We start from the raw sequence: 24,455 nt of genomic DNA on the forward strand, positions 1-24,455 counted from the left end.
TTGATCGCGTAGGCGATGGAGCTTGACGGAGAAAAGGAATGTCCCTAAATGATTCGAAAAATATATTTAATGGGTTTTATAAATGACAAAAGCCGGAACCAAAAGAGAAAGGGTCCCGGCCAAATATGAATGCACTGAAAAAGTTAAAGATCGAACTTTTTCAGTGCATTCATATAAAATGAGGTGTTTTAATTTCCGGAGAATCGTACCTTTACCTTAACGAGGTCGTTGATTTCTCCATCCTTAGCACTTCTTGTATACACCCACAGTTCTCCCGTCTCACTTCTTGGGCGCTCATCAAAAGGGACACTTACCATAAAAGGACCGTATGCTGGACCTGCTAAGGCTGCAGTTGTATAACGTTCTCTTGAGATAATACGATCAGTGTCGTCTTTAACCGAATATAAGACATTTGCTTCGAAGGCACGTGCCAAACCGGTAATAAGACTTCCATCACTAAAGAGGCTTCCAGGCCTTGGTTCAAAAACGACGATATTCTTTGATGAAGGAGTAGGTACAATCAAATGCGTTCCTTCATAAATCAGATCAGGTGAAATGCTCATGCGATAACGATTAGCATTTAAAATTGTTTGTAACGAGACCCCCAACGAGCCGGCAATAGAAGAAAGAGAATCACCTTCTTCAATTTCATAAATGACAGCCGGAATGATCACTTGTTGAAATGGATAAACAAAATGAGGGTTTTGTATGGTGTCATTCATGCCTGCTAAAAGATCCGCTCTAGCATGAATGAGACGACCGATGGAGTATAATGTTTCACCTTGCACGATTGCGTACAAGGTTACACTGCGATCGAGATCCTTTTTCGGGATGACCAGTTGACTACCGGGATAGATGAGGTAGTTCTCCGTAAAAGGGGGGTATAGAGCATTCGCTTTTACAATCAAATCTACATCACTCTCATACCTAACGGCTAAAGAATAGAGTGTATCTCCATGTTGAACCGTATGAATAATATGAGTGCCTTCTAAAATAGCCATTTTAACCACCTCCTATCTACATAAATATGCCCCAAGCTTTCTTAATAGACTGGTTCGGAATTTCAATTCTTAAGATTTTCCAGCAAAGCTTTTAATACATTTCACGGTATTAGAGGTTTAAAAAATGCGAAATAAGTAAACATATACTCTGTGTAGATTAAATACGAGGAGTGAGATAATAATGTCAGAAGTCATGTTTACATCTAAAGCAACAGCAAAAGGTGGAAGAGAAGGGCATGTGAAGTCCGTTAGTGGCGTTTTGGATCATAATTTAGTTATGCCTAAAGGAAATAATGCCACAACGGAAGGGACAAACCCTGAAGAACTGTTTGCGGCAGGTTATGCTGCGTGTTTTGATGGCGCATTAAACCTCATTGCTTCAAACGCCGATAAAGAAATCGAATCGGACATTACAGCAGAAGTAAGTTTAATGAAAGATCAATCAGATGACGGCTTCAAGCTAGGGGTCACTCTTCAAGTTAATATTCAAGGCGTTACCCAAGAAGATGCTGAAGAATTGGCTCATAAAGCCCATGATTTTTGTCCATACTCCAAAGCTACGAGAAACAATATTGATGTGTCGTTGAATGTAACCGGAAGAGAATAACTAAACAAACCCTCCTGAACATACACATTTAAAAAACGTGTGTTCAGGAGGGTTTTTATGTACCAACATATTGTTAAAGCAGGAGAAACGCTATTTTCGATCTCGGAAGATTACCGAACTCCCTACCAAGTCATACTACAAGCAAACCAATTACCAAATCCGAACCTTATTTTCGTAGGACAGGCGATCATCATTCCTGGAATTCCTGATCCTGACCAAATCCCATACTCCATTCTTGTGTCTATTTCGAATCGGACTTTAACGTTATATGAAAACAATAGAGTTGTAGCTGTTTATCCAATAGCTGTAGGTAGAATGCTGTTTGACACACCTATTGGAGACTTTATTATTGTTAATCGCGAACCCAATCCAGGTGGCCCTTTTGGTGCACTTTGGCTATCTCTTTCTAAAAAGAGTTATGGTATTCATGGCACCAATGACCCTTCTTCAATCGGGCAGGCTGTCTCTAGAGGGTGCGTAAGAATGTTTAACAATGATGTTTTGGAGCTTGGATCGATTGTTCCTAATGGTACGAGGGTGAGCATAAGACCATAGAAAGAAATAAAGCTAAGGTGAGTAGGAGCACTCCTGTAAGGGTATAGAAAACTAATAATGTTTACCGGGAGTGTTCCTTATGACTGAATATGTAGAAGTAGAACCGATGCTAAAGCAAATAAAGACCACAAAAGAACTTTCAGAGCTTGGTTTTCATTGCTTAAGCCATTTATATGATCATGGTGATGAAGAGGAAGAGTTTGATGAAGGGCGTTTTTCTCATTGTTGGATTTGGACAAATGGATTCTTAAGAATCGTTGTCAAAGATTTAGACGATGAAAATTGCGAAATTGTAGGAGAGTTTACGGAGGAGACGATCCAAGATATTATTCGAAATCAATGGAAACGAGCCGACGAAAAACGTCTTGTTAATACGAGCGATTTTTCTGAATTGGATGAAGGGGAATTTATGAAAGTGTCCGTCGTGTTTCGTTTAGGGAGAAAGTATAAAATCGAGACGAAAGTAGAAGTTAGCCATTATGATGACAAAACGACCGCGATTGACATTGCAAAAGTCATGCTTTCATCCGACTTAGGACTCAATATTGATTTCATTTGCGAGTCATTGAATATCAACTCGTATGATGAGCGATATGTCAAAGTACAAAAGCTTGAAAAATCAACCATGTAACCCTGAAGCCGTTCAAAATTCGGCTTCTATTGTTTTTTTACGCTGATTTCGTAAGGATTGTTGCATATATATAAGAAAAGTTGAAGAAGAAGGACTTGAGACTCCTGTGGTCATGGGGGCAATGGAAGATACGAGGGATCACATCACAAATAAGCTTCGAGGCAGACGTCTAAAAGCATAGGCAGCAGAGGAAGAAGCACGTTTGTGCCTATTGAGGCTTTCTAGCACCGCCACGGAAAGCGAAGGGCTCGTACTTCAACCACCATTCTAGTGTGATAAAGCAGGGATAGGAAGGTTTATGTCGAATGGAATAGGGAGACGTTACAAAAGAAGGAGCGATCACAATGCAGATTAAATCTCACTACCTACAAAAAAGAAATGTTAAAACAGTTGATGAAACAATGAATGTTAAGGAAACACTGGATTTTATACAAAAGACAGGCTTCCGCTGTGTACCTGTATTATCAGGTGACGGTAAATACCTAGGAAACATTTATAAAACCCACTTATATGAACACCTATACAGAGATTCTCTTGATCCGAATGAACCGGTCACCTCTTTGTTATCAGATAAAGATAAAGCAATTAATGAGAAAGCGTCCTTTTTCAGTGTTTTCTTTACGATTCGCCAAGTTCCATATTTAGCTGTTATCGGTGAAGACAATGAATTTAAAGGCATCCTTACTCACGGTAAGATTTTGGATATCCTTGAGAATGCTTGGGCCGTGGGACATAGTAGCTATGCCATCACGTTATCATTGGAGGAGTACAAAGGGTCCCTTCATGATATTGTAACCACACTCACGAAAGTAACGGATATAAGGAGCTTCATCACACTTGATAGTGATCGTACGTTTATGCGCCGATGTGTCGTCACTTTGCCGAGCGAAACAACGGAACAAGAGCTAGAAAAAATTGTTCGACATATCGAAAACAATCACTTCAGAGTGATACACATTGAAAATGAAAAATCCTATGCGGCAGAAAGTAAGTAAAAACAAGTTGCACGAGATACAAGCGTCTGATAGCTGGCGTGAAATAAACTTGGATCTGTTCGTTGGAGCTAAACGTGAAAAAAGCTCCACCAAAGAAGTTGAGATGGACATTGCTGAACATTGAAAAAGCTGAGAGAAGTGGATTTCCACTTTTCTCAGCTTTTTATGTTTGTTTATGTGAAGGAATTTACGTAAAATTGGCAAATGATTTGATTAATCTCATGCTTTACATTCTAGTTTAATGTCTTCGAGCAATGACTCGTCTGTTAAAATACGTAACCCGGTCAAGGCCATTGCTTTTGCTCCTGTATACATACCTTCAAAGCCGCTTCTACTTAGGCTAGCGTCTCTAAACTCTCTTGTATGGCCTATAATAGGGGTTTCACTAATCTTAATATAAGGATGAATGGAAGGAACCTTATGACTTACATTCCCCATGTCCAAGGATCCTCCGCCTACTTTTTCTTTAATTTCTTTTTTATCGACACCAAGCTCAAGTAAGCTTTCTGTGAATGCATCTGATAACGCGTTGTTTGTGATCATGTTGTCATAGGAGTACTCGTAATTGGAGATTGAAAGCTGAGCCCCTGTTGCGAGAGCTGCTCCTTTTGCACAGTTTTTAACTTTTTCCACCACTTGATTAACGGAATCTCGGGTAGACGCGCGAACGTAAAAGTGGGCTACCGCATAATCCGGCACCACATTGGCAGCTTTGCCTCCTTCGGGAATGACACCGTGAATTCGAACATCTGGCGTAACATGCTGTCTTAACGCATTGATTCCGTTAAAAGTTTGAATCACCGCATCAAGAGCATTGATCCCTTCTTCCGGAGCCGCTGCTGCATGGGCGGTTTTTCCTGTAAAAGCGAATTCAATTGCATCCATTGCAAGTGAACTACCACTTTCCCGATAGTTGCTACTTGGGTGACACATGATGGCTGCATCCAAATGGTCAAAAATCCCTTGTTCGGCCATTGTTACTTTGGCTCCTCGCGTTTCTTCGGCAGGGGTTCCATAAACATAAACAGCACCGCCTGTGCGGCTTACTTCTTTACTTAAAGCGATTCCTGCAGCCATCCCCATCGTTCCGATTAAATTATGTCCGCAGGCATGACCGATCTCAGGAAGGGCGTCGTATTCACTCATAAAGGCAATGCGAGGACCCGGTTTTCCACTATCATAAACAGCTTCAAAGGCGGTAGGCTGATCAACGATATTTGCTTTAACTTGAAATCCGTATTCTTTTAGAGTTTTTGTTAAGATCTCACAAGCTTTGAATTCCTCATTACCAAGCTCAGGGTTTTTTCCTATGTACTGACTGATTTCGTACATATGTTCTTTAAAATCTTCAAAATGACTTAAAAGTGTCGTGCTCATTTGTAAAATCCCCTCTCATAAAACAACCATTATCATTATTTTTCTTCGTAATAACATTACGAACATAAGTACATATGTTGTACATTTTATAATGCTAACCACCAAAAGAAAAGGAGTGAGGCGCAAGGGAGAAAAATAAATAAAAAAGTATGAACCTTATGCAAGATTCATACCAAAAAAGGGGTCAGACCCCGCACAATGACATTAGAGAAGGCATTGAAAAAGTTAAAGATCGAACTTTTTCAGTGCCTTCTTTACATGGCGGGGGTCCAATATATTTTTCCGTGCTTTTCATGTTTGGATAACTTCACTTTGAAATAGTGTTTTTCGTAAAAATGTACGAGACGATCAATATGATCCCAGTCTCTTTTAACAATGTTTCCTTTTATTGCGTGAACATTTTGGTTAGTGGCATGTTGCTTAAGATAATCCATACAAACTGAGCCGTATCCTTTGTTTTCTTCACCGCGGATGTCATCAATTTGGATTGTATGATGGTCTGTATACTGTGCGTGAATAGAGAAGTCCCAATTTCCGAGAAAAGGAGATGTGCAATCGTGCAACATGATCTTGCATGTATCATTATTTTCACTTGCATATACGATAACCCAATTTTCATCTTTGGTTTGATCGATGCCTAATACAGAAAAGCGTTTCGCAATTTCTTTTACGTTTTCTTGCATCCTGAAAAGTTGGAATTCAAGCTCGGATTTTTCTTTTAAAAGTTCGTCCTTGGATTTCTCAGCTTCTTGTTGTAGAAGTAACATGAAATCCTCCTCACTATAAATTAACTCTCACAGTTTTTGTATTTTACTAGAGTTTAACCCTAATTTCAAACGTTAGAAAATACTGAAAAAAGTATTAAAACTCCATTCACACTAATTAGCTTGGAATGAAAGAATTAAGCTTCCAATCGTTAAAGAAACCGTGAAGGTGATGTTAAAAAGTACTTTGTTGGATAGGGGAGCTTCTTCAATTTTTTAAAAAGAAATCAACACAATAAAAAGCCGTCAAGCATACATCACTTGACGGCGATCATTTTCATATCTAAATGTTTCGATAAAATCTCGATCCTACCTAGTAATACAAGCTATGCTCCATGTATTACTACTAGATCCTTTTATTGCTCAACTTTTACAACCACACCACAAGCAGCTCGATCACCGGCATCACCGGTTTTTAGTGTTTGTTCATCAGGTCCTGGTGTATCTTGTTTTGAAGACTGATAACGATCGGGAATGTGGGCAAAGTTGTCCGGGTCTTCATGAATAATGACAGCTACATCGTCTTCAATCAGTTGTTCAGGAGTAAAGCGATCGAGTTTTGAAACAAGGTAGCCTTTTCCATTTTCCGTTACAAAAATGGAAGGCATGTCTCCTGAGTGCCGATCATGTGAATGAGAACCAGGGTTATAGTGTCCACCTGCGCTCATGAACGCTCCTTCTTCTGCATCCGCTTCACAGATACCGTTTTCATGGATGTGGAAGCCATGGAATCCAGATGAAAAGCTTTCCACATTAGCTTTCACCATAACGGCGTTTTCAGTTGAATAAAAAGAAACCGACCCAACATTCTCCCCATCCGTATTTTCCATAACTGCCTGAGCCTTAAGCTCTCCTTTGTGGTTTCCAGATGAAAACGTTTCTACTACATCGGCATCAGTCTTGGAAATTCCATGATCCATGACGCCATGACCGTTATTTGGTTTATGATCGACGTCACTTGTCTGATCGTTGTCCCCTCCGCATCCTGACAACACAACAAACGAGAGAACTGAAAGTATAAAGATGGCTCCATTGATTTTCATTTAGGTCACTTCCTTGTATGTATTTTTACGTTAGCAGGATTGACCATGATTATAAAAATTAAACGGTCTCCACCATATTAGAGCATTTTTGTTTTCATTTAAGTGGGGTAGACTGTAGTATAAATAGAGTGGAAAATAATAACGTGAAAAGGTGAACACATACAATGAAAATACAAGTGGATGTTGTACAAGGAAGAGGTTCTCCTTTCGAATTCGGAAAAAAACAAGGAATAAAATTAAAAGAGATGCCTCTTTTTAGAACGCATGAAAAGAGACGGAAACGATCGATGAGATCATATGATACCAAAATAGTAGAAGCGAAAAGATGGTTTATGGAATTGGCACCAGAATTATGGGAAGAACTTGAGGGCTTAGCTGAAGGAATCGGATGGTCTTTAGAAGATACCGTCCACGAATACGGAGGTTATCAGCAAGATTGGAAAAAATCAGGCTGTTCGACATTCATGATTAACGGCATTTACGGTAGAAATTACGATTATCACCCTAAAACCTATGACGGGCGTTTTGTATTATGGCAACCGAGCACTGCCAACGGGTATGCGTCGATCGGGTTTGCTCAACGAATGATCGGAAGAATGGACGGTATGAATGAAAAAGGGCTTGCTTCTGGCTACCATTTTGTCAATCGAGTGAGGCCGGGAGATGGGTTTATTTGTACAACTATTAATCGGTTTCTGTTAAATCATTGCAGGGATGTAAACGAAGCAACAGCGATGTTAAATGAAATTCCACACCGTCACGCCTTTAATTACTCCCTTGCAGACGCTTCGGGAAATAGTGTTGTTATTGAAGCTTCATCAAAAGGAGTCCGTGCATCTGAAAATCGGACAAGCTGTACAAACCATTTTGTCTTAAAACAATCAGAGAATCGACATCGAATCGAAGAGTCAGTGGAAAGGCTCAGTAAATTAGAGAAGTATGTTGAAACTAATCCAGATGCAAAAACATGCTTTTATTATTTAAATCATGAAACATACGGTATTGCTAAACGAGATTACGAAAATTGGTCTGGCACAATCCATACAGCCTGCTATGATACCACGAATAGACAAGTTTATTGTGGAGTAGGGGTTAACGCACAGCCCGTTCATTTTTCTTTTGATGAGTGGTTGAACGGTAGAAACAATTTAATTAAAAAAGTAAAAGGTAACATACCCGGTTCCAAAACCGGTGACCATTTGCAATTAAACGTTTGAGGTGAAAATATGCTTGCAGAAAAAAACATATTAAAAGTATCCGTTTACGGGGCACTTGTATTTGCACTTGTAGCTATAGTTTGGGGAGTATTGGGCAACTCTCAGATGATTTTATTTGACGGTCTCTATTCATTAATCAGTGTGGCATTGTCATTCTTCTCTCTTTTATCAGCATCCTTTATTCAAAAAGCGGATTATAAACGTTTTCCGTTTGGAAAAGAAATGCTTGAGCCGATTGTTATTCTTTCGAAATACGTAGTGATACTACTACTATGTTTGTACGCTTTATCATCTGCCCTATCTGATTTATTAGCAGGTGGCCGGGTAGTAGACCCTGGAATGGCATTGATTTATGCCATACTTGCCACAATTGGGTGTTATATTGTTTACGTTTACCTGAAAAAAAGAAAAAAGAAATTGAACTCAGGATTTGTTGAAGCTGAGGCGAATCAATGGTTAATGGATTGCTATTTAAGCTTTGGTGTCATGCTTGGATTTTTAGTGGCCACTTTAATGACATTTACACCTTTTCAATCCCTCATTCCTTATGTTGACCCCCTTATGGTCATCATCGTTGCGGGTTACTTTGTCAAAGTACCACTTGTGTCTATAAAAGAGCAGCTAAGAGAAGTGCTTGAAATGGCTCCCGAGCCTTTTATTCAAGAAGAAATCGAGCGAGTGACTTATGATCTCGAAAAAAAATATAACTTTGACGAAACCTTCATCAGAGTGGCGAAAGTCGGTAGCAAACTGTTCATAGAAATCGATTTTATCGTAGACCCAAAAACGTGGGAACCAACCGTAAAAGAGCAAGACCAAATTAGAGAGGAACTCTTAGTGAATATTAAAGATGTATCTTATACGAAATGGTTAACGATTTCATTTACTAGTGATCGAAAGTGGGCTGTATAAGGAGGCGTTAAGTTTTGGTAGCTGATAATAAACAAGTAGCTGGTTTTTTAGATGAAGCAAAGGCCAATCCGGTAGATACCTGTACTGTAACTGTGAATGGAGAGCAGGTGTTCGATTATGAAGCCGAAACAGGAGTCATGCAAAAACATCGGAAAATCAATTCCATAACAAAAAGTATCCTATCAATTCTTATAGGAATTGCTATAGATAAAGGGTACTTTGCAGATGAAAATGAGGGGATCACATCGATCCTCAATGCAAACCACTCATATCGATTTAATCAACGTTCATTGCGAGATTTACTTACAATGACGTCCGGTATTGAATGGGCGGGGAATGAAAAAATGGTAGCTTCCCGAAATTGGGTTTCTTATATTTTGAATCAAGATGTTAGAGAAGATCAGGGTTTTTCGTATGTATGCGGAAACTCTCACCTGTTAAGCGCGGTTCTTCAAGAGAAAACATCAATGACTACGTTTGAATTTGCAACCCAACATCTCTTTTCATTATTGGAGATTGATGACGTACGATGGAACCAAGATCCTCAAGGTGTAAATACTGGAGGATTCGGAATTCAAATGAAGCCTGAAGACCTATGGAAATATGGGTCTCTTTATTTAAATAATGGGTTTTGGGAAGGAAAGCGGATTGTAAGTGAGGAATGGGTACAAGAGTCTGTAAAGGGTAAAGTGAGTACCGACATGGGAAACCAGCGCTATGGTTATCATTGGTGGGTTAACCCAAAGAGTAATCGACTGCCCTATTTTTATTACGCGGCTGGAAGTGGCGGCCAATATATTTTTGTAGTTCTGGAAAAAGAAATGGTCTGCACCTTTACAGGCAACTTCTCAAGAAAAGAAGGAATTCAACCATTTACATTCTTTACTCGGTATCTTTTACATGCCTTTGATTGAAAGCACTGGATAGTACAAGCATAACCTTTGCAGTGCCTTTCACTAAAAGGACCTTGGCTCGATCAGATTTTAAAAGGTGAAACCCTTCAGCGCTAAAAAGGGGGAATGAAATGACTTGGTTTCACGGAAATCCATCTGAAACGCCGTTTACCATGCTGTCTTATGGACATTTGTTTATGATCATGATTTTAGTCATTGGAATCGTTTTGCTTTACCTGACAAAGAATCAATTAAAACATAAAAACCTTCGAAAATATGAAATTGGGTTAGCTGTAACGCTAATTGTTTTTGAACTGTCCTATCATAGTTGGCTTTTGTTTACGAACCAATGGGCAGAACGGCATGCGTTGCCTCTTGAATTATGTAATATAAGCTTGGTTCTTATTGTAGTGGTTATGCTCTCAAGACATAAAGCCACCCATTCGATCGTCCTATTTATCGGGGTTGCAGGTGCTCTTCAAGCAATTCTGACACCTGTTTTATCTTATGGTTTCCCCCATTTTCGATTCTTCCATTTTTTCTATACACACCTCTTTATTATATGGACAGCTGTTTATTTTACTGTGGTCCACGATTATCGGCCACGATTTATGGATGTCATCAAGGCGATGATTTTCTTGAACGTTTTATTACCTGGTATATTACTGGTTAACCGACTAGTGGATGGAAACTATTGGTTCCTTTCCGAAAAACCAGCCGGCGGAAGTATGCTTGATTATTTAGGGCCGCACCCGTGGTATATCCTCAGCTTGGAAGCAGTTGCTTTTATTCTTTTTATTGTACTTTGGATCATTTTCAGAAAACGAAAATAGAGGTGACGTATGATTACCCTAACAACCAAGGACTATCGGTTAACCCCAATTGAGATTCATGATGCAGATGCCCTTTTTCCCATTTTTAATGATAAAGACACGATGGCGTTCATCACTCCTCATCCTGTAGAGACGATTGAAGAGATGACAGAAAAAATCGAGAATATAAAAGCAAAAGTGAAAGAAGAAAAAGAGCTGGCATGGACAATAAAAACAAAAGAAAAAAACCTTGTCATTGGTGTTTTCCGCTTTCATAAATGGCATAAGTGGCACCAAAAAGCGGAGATGAACGCGATCATAAGCCATCATTACCAAAAAACAGGAGTGATGTCTCAGCTTCTTCCTGTTGTACTGGAGTACGGTTTCTGTAACCTCAACCTTAATCGAATCGTAGGAGATATCTTCGCAACTAATGAAGGATCCAAACGACTTCTTTTAAAACATGATTTTCACTGTGACGGGGTGTTAAGGCAAACGGATTTTGATGGAGAGAGGTTTCACGATACCGTTGTATATTCTTTGCTTAAAGATGAATACAGAGCCGTAAGGGAGCGTTGGACATGAAAACAACCATTTATTTGGTTCGTCATTGTGAAGCAACGGGACAGGAGCCCAAAGCCATACTGACGGAAGTAGGTAAAAAGCAAGCAAGTGCGCTTGCGGAATATTTCACGTACCGTAATGTAAAAACAATTATTTCAAGTCCATGGACAAGAGCAGTAAAAACGATTGAACCGTTAGCTAGACAAAAAAAGGTATCCATTAAAACAGATGAGCGACTACAGGAAAGAATCCTCTCATCAGAAGATTTAATAGATTGGTATGAAAAGCTCGGAGAAACGTTCAAGGATTACGATTTGAGTTTTAGCGGTGGAGAGTCCAGTCGCATCGCTCAGAAGCGCGTGGTTAAGGCGTTGCAATCCGCTATTGATAGTCATGAGGAACCGATCGTAGTTGTCACCCACGGCAACCTTCTGACTCTATTGTTAAACCATTATGATAAGAAATATGGATTTAAAGAGTGGGAGGAGCTTAGAAACCCCGATGTTTTCGTATTAACTAAAGATAAAGAGGATTTCACCCTCGATCGAGAAGGAGTATTGTAGATGTACAACGAAGACGATGTTTTTAAAGGCAACTTGCAGCCATACGAAGATCCATTAAGGTATGACGAAAAAAACGATCCTTTTACTAAAGATATTGCATTCTTTAAGAAATGGGCTTCAAAGAAATCTGGTCCAGTCGTTGAACTGGCCTGTGGTACAGGAAGGGTAACCATTCCACTTGCAAAATCAGGTATTCATATGATGGGAGTGGATATCCATCCAGGAATGCTAAAGAGAGCAGAGGAGAAAGGGAAAGAAAACAATGTATCTATTTCATTTTTGGAACAAGATTGTTGTGCCCTTTGTCTGCCCGTACAAACCGATTTTATGTTTATGACGGGAAATTCGTTTCAACACTTTTTAACTAATGATTCACAAGATCTTCTTCTACAAGCAGTAAAAGAGCATTTAGTAAAAGGCGGGATATTCGTTTTTGGGACAAGGTTTGCCCAAACTGAGGAGCTAAGGGAAGAAGTGAAGGAAACTGTACACGAGAAAAAAGGCAACACCGAGATTACATATGAACTAACCGAGCGGTATGACGCATTGAATCAAGTGTTGTATTGCGAAACGGATACACTTATAAAAGGTGAGGTTGTGGATGTCGATCGAATTAAACTCCGCTATGTGTTCCCTCAAGAACTGAAGCGACTTTTGGATGCAAATGGATTCAAATTAAAGGAACTCTATGGAGATTGGGACGAAACGCCACTTGCTGCAAATTCAACCAATATAGTGGTTGTATGTGAGAAAAAAGAGTCCCAATAAGGGCAATTCTTCATGTTACAATAGGAAGGATTGAACGATAAAGGAGACTTCAAATGTCACATAAAACATTGTTACTTATTGATGGATTTAACCTACTTAGCCGCGGCTATTTTGCAACTAGTTACGGCAGGACAGAAGAGCAATTAAAGAATAGTCAAGGCGTATATACGAATGCTTTGCGAGTGTTCTTTCAAAAGCTATTCAACCTTATCGACGAACACGGCATCACCCATGCAGCCGTTGCGTGGGATGTAAAAAGAGATGAAACAACCCGTAGCCAAACCCATCAGTTTTATAAATCTCAACGAACAGATTTGCCAGAACCGCTAATCGAACAATACGAAACATTGACTCATATGCTTGAAGAAATGGGAATATCCCAATTAACCGTCCCTTCTTATGAAGCCGATGATGTAATCGGTACGTTAGCAACAAAGTGGGCTAATGAATCAGACGGTCACTGCTATATATACAGTAATGACAAGGATCTCTTCCAGTTGCTTGGGCCGAATGTTTCCCAAATCATTAATCGAAAAAAAGAAGAGATTGTTTATACGAATAACCTCTTTGAAGAAGAGTTTGGAATTAAATCAGCTCAATGGGTAGATGTAAAAGCTTTATTAGGAGACCGCAGCGACAATATACCGGGATGTCCGGGTATAGGAGAAAAATCGGCCCTACCCCTTATTCAAGAGTATGGGTCCATCGATAAGGTTTACGAGAAAATAGAAGAATTGGATAAAAAGTATAACCGTTATAAGAAAAAGCTCGTTGAAGGAAAAGACACCACGTATGTAAGTAAAGAACTATCTCAAATTATTTGCAATATCGAACTGTTGGAAAGTTTTTTGTTCGATGAATTGAAGCTCGACCTTACAAAAGAAACAATACTTTCTGAATTAAATCAAAAAGAAGTAAGAATTCGCTTAAGTATGTAAGGGTTAAATTAGGCATGAAAAAGCAAAGACCCTCCCTTTTGATCATTGAATGATACGGATTACACAAACAAAAAGTTGCCTCCTGCAAGGGAAGGCAACTTTTTTGATTGTTAGAAGCGATATCTAATTCTTAATATGGTCCATCATCTTAAGCCATAAAACGTTTTATCGATGACCTTAAATGCTTGATGCTTTTATCAAAGCCCTTTTGGTTGTATATTTTATGGCATAACAGTCGGTTTTCTTTTTTTCTTCTCTAACAGTATTAATATTACAAAAACCACGCCAGATATGGGAATGGCGTATAGCTGACCTACGAATATCTTCCAAGCAAAAGTGTTGTATCCTTCAGAGGCGGGTAAAATGAGGGCAATGAAGCAAGCTAAAAGATAAACTACAAGTGATACCGTCATTTTTTTCATAAACATCCCTCTATTCGTTTGTTTCATCCTATCATACCAATGAATTGAATACACACATCTGTCATAAGTCCTATTCATTGACAGTCGATCAAGTAATACATATAATTAACTTACAAAAAGTAAGTTAATAATTTTATTATAGAACATTAGGAGGATCATGATGAAACTTAAAGGAATTCACCACATTTCAGCATTAACGGCAAATGCACAAGAAAACTTCAAATTTTATACTGAAGTAATTGGCATGCGCCTCGTAAAGAAAACAGTTAATCAAGACGACACTTCTGTTTATCATCTTTTCTATGGTGATGAAAAAGGAAATCCAGGTACGGAATTAACTTTCTTTGAAATTCCCATGGCTGCAAAAAATCACCATGGTGTGAGCAGTATTTCCTCAATTGGGCTAAGAGTCGATAACGATGCAACACTTGAATATTGGAAAAAAAGGCTGGATGATTATCAGATTAAAAGAGGAGAAATTGTTGAACGTTCCGGTAAAAAATATCTAGACTTCGAAGACTTTGAAGGTCAACGGTTATCTTTTGTATCGGATCAAACAAACAAAGGAGTAAAATCAGGTACTCCTTGGGTACATTCGCCTGTTCCTCAAGATAAAGGGGCAACAGGGCTTGGGCCGGTAAAATTAACTGTACGAAAACCTGAAACCACGATCAAAGTTCTTACGGAGATACTTGGATTTGAGAAAACAGATCGTTCTTACCCTTCTTCTGTTGACGGTCAACCAGATGTGATTGTCTTTGAAACAGGGGAGGGAGGTAACGGTGCAGAAATTCACCTTGAAGAACGTAATGATCTACCTCCCGAAAGGATGGGCAGAGGTGGCGTTCACCATGTAGCATTTAGAGTTGAAGATGATAATGAGTTGCATCAATGGGTCGAAAAGATCAATCGCCTTCAAATTCCAAACTCCGGCTTTGTCGATCGTTTTTATTTCCGGTCACTATATTTCCGTGAACCTAATGGAATTTTATTTGAACTAGCTACTGACGGACCCGGATTTGATACAGATGAAGATTTGGATAAGTTGGGAGAGAGCTTAGCATTGCCGCCATTTTTCGAATCGAAGCGGGAACAGATTGAAGCGAAACTTAAGCCACTTCATACGAAACGAAATTAGCACAATAGTTGAAAAGAAATGACTTGGATCATGCAAAGCTTGCCAAGGAGCCCACACTTTTTATAAAGTGTGGGCTTTTTTATACAGAGAATATAAATCTACTAATTTAAAAAACTAATGTTTACTGAGCTGGTTGCCTATAGGGCAGGTTGATCCTTTCAAAGGGGGATCACATATTGGAAGTATCGATTTTGAAAGTGTAGTCTTGTCAATCAATCTCTTAAACCAACGTGAGATGCTCGTCCCTTTGTTATGCTTGGATAACCGCTAGGAGAGACATTCCCTCTGAAGTGACGTGCGTTTGCATTCTTAAGGTATTGCACGATCTGCTACGAGGCATAGAGAAAGAAGTAGGGTTTTATCTACTGGCAATACGCGAATCTCTTAGAGATGATCTTAATCAATGATCTCTATTATTCATTAAAGGAGACGATTCCAGCAGGACTTTTAAAGCTACTGTCGAACGGAGAAAAGAAGGAGGTATGTGCATATGTACAGTTTCCCATTTCCTTTTGAAGAAGGACAATCTCATTATTTTTATAAAAATAACGCAGTACAAATGAAAAACAGGACCACCGTCCAAATTACGCCAAACTACCTAAAAGAGATGAAGCTAAAGAGGGATACGATCATAAAGAATCCTGAACGTTGTTTTGTAGCCCTTGACCATACATACGAAGCTCAATGGGAAGCGACTTTGTATATAGCTAAAGAACTAGCTTTACGTTACCCAGATACATTTACGATGACGTCAAGAAAATACGGATTTACATTAAACAATCATCTTCTTAAGGAAGAAGTACGTTTTGATTACAAAGTCAATAAGGAGCCTTTAAACGATATCGGAAAACATGTACAAGAAGATCTTATTCTCATGTTTCAGCGGGAAGGCCAATTGTTCTTAGATGCGGGGCAATTATGCTTTCCTTCCAATTGGTCTCTGGCTTTTAATAAAGGCATGGCATTTATGGATATTCATAGACCTGTACCAGGGTTTCAAGAAGGACAGCTAGATCGAAGAATTGAACGATTTCTTCTACACTTGTGTCCAGGTGACCCCTTTGAACGCTCCAATTGGTCTTTAATGGCTGGTGAAACCTTGAATACCCATTTGGAGACGTTTCCAGAGTGGGGAAAAAAGAGGTACAGCGTGACTGAAGATACGGTAGGAAATTACGTACACGTAAGGGTAGAAGTACAGAAGCTCCACCGTTTGCCGAAAACCTATACAATTTTGTTTACAATTCACACCCATTTACTTTCCTTGAAAGAATTAAGTAAAGATCTCAATAAGGCAAATCAACTTTACACGATCCTTCTTTCTTTGCCAAAACCAATTGAGGAATACAAGGGGATTACCCCTTATAAGTCTCACGTCATGAACTATTTGGAGGGGGTTTTATGAGTTGGCACATCGTTAGAGGAAAACAAAAATACATTATTTTGTACGAGGACTATGTTGACATTACAAAACTCGTAAGGGAACTTTGTTTTCACCGTTCCCTTCTTTCATTAATAAACGTAGGAGAACCTGACCAATTAGCTTCCATATTAAACAAGGAATTGATGGGTACTTATATTTATTTATCATTGAAAGTGAAAAAAACACGAGAAGTGTTGAGCCTTTTATATGACCTCGGATTCTCTCCATTGGATCTGCAAGTTGTAAAAGAAGAAAGTGAGCGTGCAATTTTTTGTGCTCATTGCCATACGGTTTTTATTACAGATGATCACCCTCATGCAGTTTGTGAAAAATGCAACATCACTTTATCAGTAACGAATCATTGGTCTACTTTTCACCACGCATTCCTTGGCTCCTTTGAATTTGAGGGTGATTCACTATGAAGATTCCGGTGAGTGTAGAGAGCGTCGCTATGGAAACTAACGATATCAAGCGATTCCGGATAAAACATAGATTTAATGAACCCTTACCGGAGATCCATCCCGGTGCTCATATATTAACGTACTTACCTTCAAATGAAGGGGTAATAATAAGGCCTTATTCGTTAACAAATCGAACGACAGATGGGCGGTATGAGATTGCAATTAAACTCGTACAGAAAAGTAGGGGAGGCTCATTTAGATGGCATCATTCAGTAACCGTCGGAACAGAGCTTGAAATCAGCTTCCCAAAAAACATTCTAAAGCCTGAACTACTTGGGAGACACCATGTTTTTTACGCTGCCGGAATTGGTATTACACCTTTTCTAACCATGTTACATTGGTGTAAAGAAACGGGGAGGTCTTTTGAACTGCATTACGGCGCTTCGATAAAAGAAGAGTGTCTCTTTTATGGTTATTTAAAGGAAAGCTTTAAAAGTGAAACGAGGTTTTACTTTTCGAGAGAGAGAAGAAAAGAGCGAATTGACTATTATTGTTCCCTTCAACGTCATCCTATTGGTACGCATGTCTATATATGTGGCCCTCCTTCTTTTATAGAAAATATAATAAATGCTGCAAAAAATTTAGGATATCCCAGAGAAAGGATTCACTTTGAAGCTTTTCGATCTAACCAAATAAAGACAAAAACAAGCCCTTTCAAAGTCAAAATAGAGAAAAAATGTGTACCTGTAAAAGAAGATCAGGTGTTACTTGACGTACTAAATGAGAATGGATTATCGATCCCTTACTCATGCAGAGTAGGTCAATGTGGAACATGCGAAATCACAGTGAAAAAAGGAGATGTCCTTCATCAAGATTCCTTTTTAACAGAAAAGGAAAAGCTTTCTTTCATGCTCCCCTGCGTTTCTCGAGGAAAGGGGCTCATTGAAATCGATCATAACTCATTAAATTTAATATAAGTACACCTTTTCCTCAGTGCGTAAGGCTTTTCTTCACCTCATCCGCTCCCGTCCCGCGAAGGTGCCTTCCTCGAGTAAAGCACTTGCGGTGCCTCTCCTGGCTCACACGACCGGAGGAGTGCGACTTTCTAGCGTTCAGCCACACATATCAAATGGATACGGCACTTCACATAAAATGAAAAGGGTCAAAAACTAAGAGGGACACTTATTTAAATTAAAGTTAAGATACATGAAATAGAGAGATTATCCCAAACTAACAGGTGAATAAAGAAAGGGGTAATCACATGCAAACTTTTGTCCTTTACGCCAGTATGAATGGTCATACAGAAGTTTTAGCCACCGCAGTCGCTGACGGTGCAAGAAAAGTGGAAGGAATGGACGTTGTACTGAGTTCAGTTGAAGACATCGATCCTGATTCTCTTAAAGAAGCAACGGCTATCATTTGGGGCTCTTCCGGATATTTCGGCGAACCGAACCCAAAGATGTCAAACTTCTTATCCAAATTAGGAGGTCTTTGGTTTTCAGGCGCTCTTCAAGGAAAGATTGGCGGCGTTTTTGCTACCACATCTACACAGCATGGCGGAGTCGAAAACATTTGCCGTGCCTTGCAAACACCAATGCAGCATCATGGGATGATTTTCGTTTCCAATACGGGTCCTTTAGATGATAATCGAGTCAAGTATGGAAATCCTTATGGTGCAACAGCTGTTATTCCAGTTGAAGAATCTAAAGATGCTCCATTGAACAAGCCAGTAGAAGGAGAAATGAAAATCGCAGAAGATTATGGAAGGCTAGTCGCTGAGATCGCGACTAAGCTAAGCAAGTAAAAGAACATGTAAAAGCTGTTTGAAAAGGTAGTTGACCTTTTTCAAGCAGCTTTTTTTTTAATGTAGGAATTTATAATCATACGAAATGTCATTAAGTTTCTTTATTACTGTATAAAATGTTAAATTTACGCAATTATTTACAAAATTATGTTTATTCTTTCGTCCTATGAGGAAAAGTCTAGTAGACAGAAAAAATAGGCTACCTAAGAGAGTTCTTAAAAATGAAAAGGGAGAGATGGTTTTGTTAAACAAAAAGAAATTAACTGTGTTTTCGGCTTTGACAATGTCAGCGTTGGTTGTGGGGTTGGGAACGAATCAAGGTGTACTTGCGAATAATCATTCTGACGCAGAAGGTGTTTTAGATCAATCAAACCAAGCGATGGAAAGCTTATCGAGCTTTTCGAGTACGATGGATATTCACCAAACGATTACAGATGATTTAAGCGGTGAGATGGAGTTACATTCTATGGTTGAACAAGATGTTATTCTTGATCCATTCAAGCTTCGCCAGACGATGACGACAAGTATGGAAGGTATGGAGAATATCTCTTTAACGGCCTACTGGACTGAAGAAGGTTATTTTCAAGAAGATCCTGAAGGTGGTTGGATGAAAATCTCGGAAGGAACGGCTGATTTTGATGGAATGACATACCATCCAGGGGATCAAATAGATGAGATGGCATTAATGGGTGAAGACGTGACTCTATCTGAAGAAGGCAACTATTATGTGATTACATATGTTGGAGATGGCGAAGCGCTCACAGACCTTATAAATGAAACCATGAATGGTAGTATGGAAGATGACGATATGGCAATGATGGATGAGCTGATGGGAGATATTGAGGTTAATGATTTCTCATATGAGCTATATATCGATATGGACACATATTATGTAAGTGAAATGATGCTAGAGATGGACATGGATGTTCATATGGATGGAGAAACAGCAAACATTTATCAAATGATCGACATGTCCTTCCATAATTACAATAATGTCGAAGATTTCGATGTTCCAAATGAAGCAAAAGAAGAGGCTGAAGACATTGAAGACATCATTGAAGATGAAATGGAAGAGGCTGAAGAACATGAAGAAGGCGGGGAGCTACCTGCTACTGCAACGAACACACCAATGATGACTCTTGGTGGACTTGTACTTGCTCTCGTTGCTGGAGCTTTTCTTATCGTAAGACGCAGATTACAGCAGGTTTAACTTAACTTTTAAAAGGGTATCTGTTAACGTTTGCAGATACCCTTTTATACATTGATGCTCAAGAAAGGGAGAGAATAGATGGAGCGGATGTTAGGAATATTAATTTTCAGCGGACTTATTATTTTTACTTTTTATGGAATTGAATGGTATCAAAGCAAACAAGAAGTTGTGACCTTATCAGCTGAACAAATTAGCAAAGTTGAAGCCACGATAGAACATTCCAGTATTTCAAAAGATGAACTTATCAATAAGGAGACTTTTAACCAGGCAAACAAAGAGATGTCTGATCAAAATGAAAACTACAAATTAGGTGAAGATGTCGCTTCACTTCTCCTCCCATCTATAGAAGAAGGTTACTCTGTCTATTGGGGGGCAGATGATGATACACTGAAACAAGGTGTTGGGATGTATGTTAGCCAGTGGACGACTGCACCTGATCAAGGAGGACACACTGTTGTTAGTGGGCATCGTGATTCTGTATTTACAAAGCTAGGTGATGTAAAAAAAGGACACCGGGTATTTATGGAGTTTGAGGGGGGGACCTATGAATACGAGGTCACCGATATCTGGGTTACAGACGCGAACGATCGGACCGTTATCGTTGATAAAGAAAACCCAACTTTAACAATTACCACGTGTTATCCTTTGGATTACCTTGGCAGAGCTCCGGATCGTTATATCATTCAAGCTAAACTCATCGGCGTCCACAAATAATTGTGGAACGTCTTTTCTTTTTTATGATATATAATAAGTGTAGAGAAATAGTTAAAGATCTGGCATAGTTACAGGTACAGTATCTTTACATATCGTTAGACATAGGAGTGGGAACAGATGACAAAACGTACACTTGGAATTATTTTTGGAGGTAAATCCTCCGAGCATGAAGTATCATTACAATCGGCTAAAAACGTCTATGACGCTGTTGATAAAGAGAAATATGAGGTTGTTTTAATTGGAATCGATAAAGAAGGACAATGGCACTTAAATGATGCAGCAAATTTTCTTGAAAATCGCGATGATCCAAAAAACATTGCTTTGCACAAGTCGAACAAAGGTGTAGCTGTTGTTCCTGGTGAGTCCAAGGACCAATTAATTAGTAAATCAAATGGAGAAGCTCTTAAACAATTGGACGTGGTTTTCCCGATCTTGCACGGTCCTTTAGGTGAAGACGGGACGATGCAGGGCATGTTGAAGCTAGCGGGCCTTCCTTTTGTAGGACCTGATGTACTTGGCTCCGCAGTTAGTATGGATAAAGATATAGCGAAGCGTCTATTGAAGGATGCGGGTCTTAGAGTAGCAGATTCAATTACGCTAAAGAAACACAATAAAGACACCGTAACATTTGAAGAAGTAGAAAAAAAGTTGGGGCTGCCGGTCTTCATCAAACCTGCAAACCAAGGTTCTTCCGTTGGTGTAAGCAGAGCATACAACAAAGAAGAGTATCAGAGAGGCATTCATACAGCGTTTCGATTTGATAATAAATTAATTATTGAATCAGCAATAAAAGGAAGAGAGATTGAATGCGCTATTCTCGGAAATGAAAACCCGTTAGCTTCGGGTATTGGAGAGATCTTGCCCCAAGGTGACTTCTATTCTTATGAAGCAAAATACATTGACGAGAAAGGCGCTCTACTTCAAATTCCTGCATCTTTATCAGACGAGATGGTAAAAAAAGTTCAAGCAGAAGCCATTAAAGCATTTGAAGCCTTAGAATGTGAAGGGATGGCTCGTGTCGACTTTTTCTTATTGGAAAGCGGTGAGCTAGTTATCAATGAAATTAATACGATTCCAGGCTTCACAAAAATCAGTATGTACCCTAAGCTTTGGGATTTGGAAGGGGTAAGCTATCCAGAGCTCATTGATCGCTTAATTGGGCTAGCTATTGATAGGCATAATCGTAACGTAAGTCTTGAAAGTAAATACTTTTAAATGTTCAAAACCGTTGAGGAAAGTTCTGCCTCAGCGGTCTTTCATTCCTTGTGTTTTTAGAAATATGAAAAGGGGAATGGATATTTAGAGGTGAGAGTGATGGGAAAATTAGCGGTGTGTCCGAAGAACAAACGTAACTGTGTATCTTCATTAGATCAAGAATCGAACAAATTCAAGGTTGATCCTTTTCCGTTTAAAGGTCCAACAGAAGAAGCGCTACAAAAACTTTATAAAATCCTTTGTGAGACCGATCATTGTGAGATTATTTCTCAAGAAGAAAACTACATTCACTGTGTTTTCCAAACGAAGGTGTTAAAATTTAAAGATGATGTGGAATTTTATGTTAATGAGAATAAAAACGCTATTGATGTACGTTCAGCATCAAGGCTAGGGCATTATGATTTCAAGAAAAATCGAAAACGAGTAAGGGATATTCGCGCGGCATTTTTAGCAGAAAAATAAACGTGCTCGCAATTTAATTGCTAGCACGTTTTTCTTCTGTATTTGGTTTTGTTTCGCCCATTTCATATACTTGATATGTTGTTTCCTGTTTTTTGTTCGCTTTTTTTGTAGAGCGTTTCAAAAAGAAGACGGTCAACCACGTAACAAAAAACAACACAATCATAGCGAAGTAGGCATATGTGAAATCTTCTGTTCCGTCAGGAAAAGTGAAAGCATCCATGTTCAGTCACACCCTTTCGATCAGGCTCTATCTAAGTATACCAGAGAGGAAGCGTTCTTTCACTCCTCAGAAATTTCATCCAATGTTTTGTCAAAGCTTGGAGCGAAATGAGTAAGGAAGTAGTCGACTTCTTCCATCTCAAGAGAATATAGCGTTTCTTCAATTTGATTTTTAGCAACTGCAAACTCTCGGTTTCCTGCTTGGAGTTCACTCATGCATTTTAAGTAGGCATCCAGTAAATCTGCGGCTTTAATGTAGCGATTTAAGGAAGACTTCTCCTTGTCTGCAATCAACTTTTCGTAGATGTGTTTTAAATCTTCAGGAGCTTTGTTTACAAGTTTTTTTGCAGCTAAGTGCTCAATATCTCTGAAATTTTTTAGCATATCACTATTATGGTGTTTGACCGGTGTAGGGATATCACCGGTAATTACTTCAGTCACGTCATGAAACAATGATTTTGTAACGGCCTTTTCAGTATCAATTTCTTTATGAAAGACCTCGTTTGCAATTGTACATAAGGAGTGTGTAATAATTGAAACGTGAAAGGAGTGTTCCGCAACATTTTCTTTCATGACATTTCTCATTAAGCTCCATCGCTCGATATAGCGTAGTCGATAAAAATAAGCTAATAAATGGCTTTCCAACAAGCTCACGTCCTTTTTATGTTGTTCCACGAATAATCGTACACCAGTTCGCAATTTGAAGCAATAAACAACGTGTACAAACATTGGTGAAGACGAAAATAAAGAGAAAATGTCGAAAAAACGTCGTAATGGTTGCCAATTCTAAAGAAATGCATAATACTAAAATAGATAAATTAATGATGGTTAGAGGGATTGTTCTATGACAAACAACGAAATTTATGAAGAATTACTTTCTATATGTGAAAAAGAAAATGTTTTAAAAGATGAACCAATGAAAAATCATACACTTACAAAACTAGGTGGTAAAGCAGACTTCTTTGTCACCCCTGTTTCATATGACCAAATGAGTCGCATTGTGGCCTTCACTTACAATAATAAAATTCCATTCATGCTTCTTGGCAATGGATCCAATATGGTTGTGAGAGATGGCGGGATTCGCGGAATTGTGGTGCAATTTAGTAAATTGAATGGCTTAAAAAGAGAAGGTAATACCATTGTTGCCCAAGGAGGGGCCAATATTATTGATGCCTCAAGGCTCGCATTGAAACACTCACTTACAGGGTTCGAATTTGCTTGTGGGATACCTGGGTCTATTGGTGGGGCAATGGCAATGAATGCTGGCGCTTATGGTGGTGAAGTGAAGGATATCATCAACCACGTTATTGTAATTACAAAAGAAGGTAAGCAGCTTAAACTCTCCAAAGAAGAATTAGAATTAAACTACCGTTCAAGTATTATTGGAAAGAAAGGTCATATGGTAGTTGAGGCTGTATTTACACTTGAAAATGGGGACGAAAAAAAGATTAAGGAAAAGATGGATGACCTTACTTTTCAAAGAGAGTCTAAACAGCCTCTTGAATACCCGTCTGCTGGTAGTGTATTCAAGCGCCCTCCCGGCTACTTTGCTGGCAAACTAATTCAAGACAGTGGACTACAAGGAAAAGGCGTTGGCGGTGCCGAAGTATCTACTAAGCACGCAGGTTTTATTATTAATAAATCTAATGCTACTGCAACGGACTATATTTCGACCATAGAGATGGTGAAAACGAAAGTGAAAGAAAACTTCGGTGTAGACCTGGAGTTGGAAGTGAAGATAGTAGGGGAAGACCTTAACGAGTAGACTAAATATAATAACAACAAGAGGACGCCATTCTGTTTCTAG

At 39.0% G+C, this 24,455-nt stretch carries 29 protein-coding genes; 22 read left to right on the forward strand and 7 right to left on the reverse strand.

Annotated elements, in window-relative coordinates:
* Positions 1-188 precede the first annotated feature (188 nt).
* The gene (locus tag G476_RS0107900; protein ID WP_026689626.1) at positions 189-1,001 is read right to left on the reverse strand and encodes a LysM peptidoglycan-binding domain-containing protein; all 813 of its coding nucleotides are present in this window, start codon (positions 999-1,001) and stop codon (positions 189-191) included.
* Positions 1,002-1,182: 181 nt separating this feature from the next.
* Here G476_RS0107900 and G476_RS0107905 point away from each other — a divergent pair, with 181 nt between their 5' ends.
* From G476_RS0107905 to cbpA, 4 genes are all read left to right on the forward strand, one after another.
* Positions 1,183-1,608, forward strand: a complete 426-nt coding sequence (locus tag G476_RS0107905) for an organic hydroperoxide resistance protein (RefSeq protein WP_026689627.1) — start codon at positions 1,183-1,185, stop codon at positions 1,606-1,608.
* 57 nt (positions 1,609-1,665) lie between these two features.
* Entirely contained in the window at positions 1,666-2,163 is a 498-nt protein-coding gene (locus G476_RS0107910) for a L,D-transpeptidase family protein (RefSeq protein WP_026689628.1), read from the forward strand.
* Between the two features lie 79 nt (positions 2,164-2,242).
* Positions 2,243-2,794, forward strand: coding sequence for a hypothetical protein (locus tag G476_RS0107915; protein ID WP_026689629.1), 552 nt, complete (start codon positions 2,243-2,245; stop codon positions 2,792-2,794).
* 344 nt (positions 2,795-3,138) lie between these two features.
* On the forward strand, positions 3,139-3,789 hold the full coding sequence (gene cbpA / locus G476_RS0107920; protein WP_026689630.1) for a cyclic di-AMP binding protein CbpA: 651 nt from the start codon (positions 3,139-3,141) through the stop codon (positions 3,787-3,789).
* A gap of 219 nt (positions 3,790-4,008) precedes the next feature.
* Here cbpA and G476_RS0107930 read toward each other — a convergent pair whose 3' ends face one another.
* From G476_RS0107930 to G476_RS21495, 3 genes are all read right to left on the reverse strand, one after another.
* Entirely contained in the window at positions 4,009-5,166 is a 1,158-nt protein-coding gene (locus tag G476_RS0107930) for a M20 family metallopeptidase (RefSeq protein WP_026689631.1), read from the reverse strand.
* 254 nt (positions 5,167-5,420) lie between these two features.
* Entirely contained in the window at positions 5,421-5,933 is a 513-nt protein-coding gene (locus G476_RS0107935) for a hypothetical protein (RefSeq protein ID WP_026689632.1), read from the reverse strand.
* Between the two features lie 353 nt (positions 5,934-6,286).
* Positions 6,287-6,973, reverse strand: a complete 687-nt coding sequence (locus G476_RS21495; protein WP_051314703.1) for a superoxide dismutase family protein — start codon at positions 6,971-6,973, stop codon at positions 6,287-6,289.
* A gap of 164 nt (positions 6,974-7,137) precedes the next feature.
* Between G476_RS21495 and G476_RS21500 the strand changes: the two genes are divergently transcribed.
* The 8 genes from G476_RS21500 (at position 7,138) to G476_RS0107980 (ending at position 13,640) form a co-directional block, all read left to right on the forward strand.
* Positions 7,138-8,190, forward strand: coding sequence for a C45 family autoproteolytic acyltransferase/hydrolase (locus tag G476_RS21500; protein ID WP_051314704.1), 1,053 nt, complete (start codon positions 7,138-7,140; stop codon positions 8,188-8,190).
* A 9-nt stretch (positions 8,191-8,199) separates the two neighbouring features.
* Positions 8,200-9,102: a cation diffusion facilitator family transporter gene (locus G476_RS0107950; RefSeq protein WP_051314705.1), complete on the forward strand. Its 903-nt coding sequence runs from the start codon at positions 8,200-8,202 to the stop codon at positions 9,100-9,102.
* 14 nt (positions 9,103-9,116) lie between these two features.
* Entirely contained in the window at positions 9,117-10,016 is a 900-nt protein-coding gene (locus G476_RS21505) for a serine hydrolase domain-containing protein (protein WP_051314706.1), read from the forward strand.
* A 110-nt stretch (positions 10,017-10,126) separates the two neighbouring features.
* Positions 10,127-10,828: a YwaF family protein gene (locus tag G476_RS0107960; RefSeq protein WP_026689634.1), complete on the forward strand. Its 702-nt coding sequence runs from the start codon at positions 10,127-10,129 to the stop codon at positions 10,826-10,828.
* Between the two features lie 9 nt (positions 10,829-10,837).
* Positions 10,838-11,392 carry a GNAT family N-acetyltransferase gene (locus G476_RS0107965; RefSeq protein WP_026689635.1) on the forward strand — a complete coding sequence of 185 codons (555 nt, stop codon included), beginning with the start codon at positions 10,838-10,840 and terminating at the stop codon, positions 11,390-11,392.
* On the forward strand, positions 11,389-11,934 hold the full coding sequence (locus G476_RS0107970) for a histidine phosphatase family protein (protein ID WP_026689636.1): 546 nt from the start codon (positions 11,389-11,391) through the stop codon (positions 11,932-11,934). Before G476_RS0107965 ends, G476_RS0107970 begins: the two co-directional genes overlap by 4 nt.
* Positions 11,935-12,702, forward strand: a complete 768-nt coding sequence (locus G476_RS0107975; protein WP_051314707.1) for a class I SAM-dependent methyltransferase — start codon at positions 11,935-11,937, stop codon at positions 12,700-12,702.
* A gap of 53 nt (positions 12,703-12,755) precedes the next feature.
* Positions 12,756-13,640 carry a 5'-3' exonuclease gene (locus tag G476_RS0107980; protein ID WP_026689638.1) on the forward strand — a complete coding sequence of 295 codons (885 nt, stop codon included), beginning with the start codon at positions 12,756-12,758 and terminating at the stop codon, positions 13,638-13,640.
* Positions 13,641-13,861: 221 nt separating this feature from the next.
* Here the strand turns inward: G476_RS0107980 and G476_RS0107985 are convergent, their stop codons facing one another.
* Complete coding sequence (locus G476_RS0107985) at positions 13,862-14,062, reverse strand: DUF4017 family protein (RefSeq protein ID WP_026689639.1); 201 nt, start codon at positions 14,060-14,062, stop codon at positions 13,862-13,864.
* 160 nt (positions 14,063-14,222) lie between these two features.
* Between G476_RS0107985 and G476_RS0107990 the strand changes: the two genes are divergently transcribed.
* The 9 genes from G476_RS0107990 to G476_RS21510 all read left to right on the forward strand — a co-directional run bounded on the left by G476_RS0107990 (position 14,223) and on the right by G476_RS21510 (position 22,429).
* The gene (locus G476_RS0107990) at positions 14,223-15,200 is read left to right on the forward strand and encodes a ring-cleaving dioxygenase (RefSeq protein WP_026689640.1); all 978 of its coding nucleotides are present in this window, start codon (positions 14,223-14,225) and stop codon (positions 15,198-15,200) included.
* A 490-nt stretch (positions 15,201-15,690) separates the two neighbouring features.
* Positions 15,691-16,605, forward strand: coding sequence for a heme-dependent oxidative N-demethylase family protein (locus tag G476_RS0107995; RefSeq protein ID WP_035186278.1), 915 nt, complete (start codon positions 15,691-15,693; stop codon positions 16,603-16,605).
* The gene (locus G476_RS0108000) at positions 16,602-17,045 is read left to right on the forward strand and encodes a hypothetical protein (RefSeq protein ID WP_026689642.1); all 444 of its coding nucleotides are present in this window, start codon (positions 16,602-16,604) and stop codon (positions 17,043-17,045) included. Before G476_RS0107995 ends, G476_RS0108000 begins: the two co-directional genes overlap by 4 nt.
* A complete protein-coding gene (locus G476_RS0108005) occupies positions 17,042-18,001 on the forward strand; it encodes a PDR/VanB family oxidoreductase (RefSeq protein ID WP_035186280.1) in 960 nt (319 codons plus the stop codon). The genes G476_RS0108000 and G476_RS0108005 overlap by 4 nt, the downstream gene beginning before the upstream one ends.
* 284 nt (positions 18,002-18,285) lie before the next feature.
* Positions 18,286-18,828: a flavodoxin domain-containing protein gene (locus G476_RS0108010; protein WP_026689644.1), complete on the forward strand. Its 543-nt coding sequence runs from the start codon at positions 18,286-18,288 to the stop codon at positions 18,826-18,828.
* 241 nt (positions 18,829-19,069) lie between these two features.
* The gene (locus tag G476_RS0108015) at positions 19,070-20,038 is read left to right on the forward strand and encodes an LPXTG cell wall anchor domain-containing protein (protein WP_026689645.1); all 969 of its coding nucleotides are present in this window, start codon (positions 19,070-19,072) and stop codon (positions 20,036-20,038) included.
* A 78-nt stretch (positions 20,039-20,116) separates the two neighbouring features.
* Entirely contained in the window at positions 20,117-20,752 is a 636-nt protein-coding gene (locus G476_RS0108020) for a class D sortase (RefSeq protein WP_026689646.1), read from the forward strand.
* A gap of 117 nt (positions 20,753-20,869) precedes the next feature.
* Positions 20,870-21,967 carry a D-alanine--D-alanine ligase gene (gene ddlA, locus G476_RS0108025; protein ID WP_026689647.1) on the forward strand — a complete coding sequence of 366 codons (1,098 nt, stop codon included), beginning with the start codon at positions 20,870-20,872 and terminating at the stop codon, positions 21,965-21,967.
* Between the two features lie 99 nt (positions 21,968-22,066).
* Positions 22,067-22,429 (forward strand): DUF1499 domain-containing protein, encoded by a 363-nt coding sequence (locus tag G476_RS21510; RefSeq protein WP_051314708.1) that lies wholly within the window; start codon positions 22,067-22,069, stop codon positions 22,427-22,429.
* A 13-nt stretch (positions 22,430-22,442) separates the two neighbouring features.
* On the opposite strand, the gene G476_RS0108035 is transcribed toward G476_RS21510, so the two are convergent.
* Complete coding sequence (locus G476_RS0108035; protein WP_026689648.1) at positions 22,443-22,649, reverse strand: hypothetical protein; 207 nt, start codon at positions 22,647-22,649, stop codon at positions 22,443-22,445.
* Positions 22,650-22,708: 59 nt separating this feature from the next.
* Positions 22,709-23,293, reverse strand: a complete 585-nt coding sequence (gene yfbR / locus G476_RS0108040; protein ID WP_026689649.1) for a 5'-deoxynucleotidase — start codon at positions 23,291-23,293, stop codon at positions 22,709-22,711.
* A gap of 199 nt (positions 23,294-23,492) precedes the next feature.
* On the opposite strand from yfbR, the gene murB reads away from it, so the two are divergent.
* Positions 23,493-24,413 (forward strand): UDP-N-acetylmuramate dehydrogenase, encoded by a 921-nt coding sequence (gene murB / locus G476_RS0108045; protein WP_026689650.1) that lies wholly within the window; start codon positions 23,493-23,495, stop codon positions 24,411-24,413.
* The last annotated feature ends 42 nt before the right edge of the window (positions 24,414-24,455 follow it).

The sequence above is a fragment of the Alteribacter aurantiacus DSM 18675 genome, from assembly GCF_000429705.1.
Taxonomy (GTDB): Bacteria; Bacillota; Bacilli; order Bacillales; family Salisediminibacteriaceae; genus Alteribacter; species Alteribacter aurantiacus.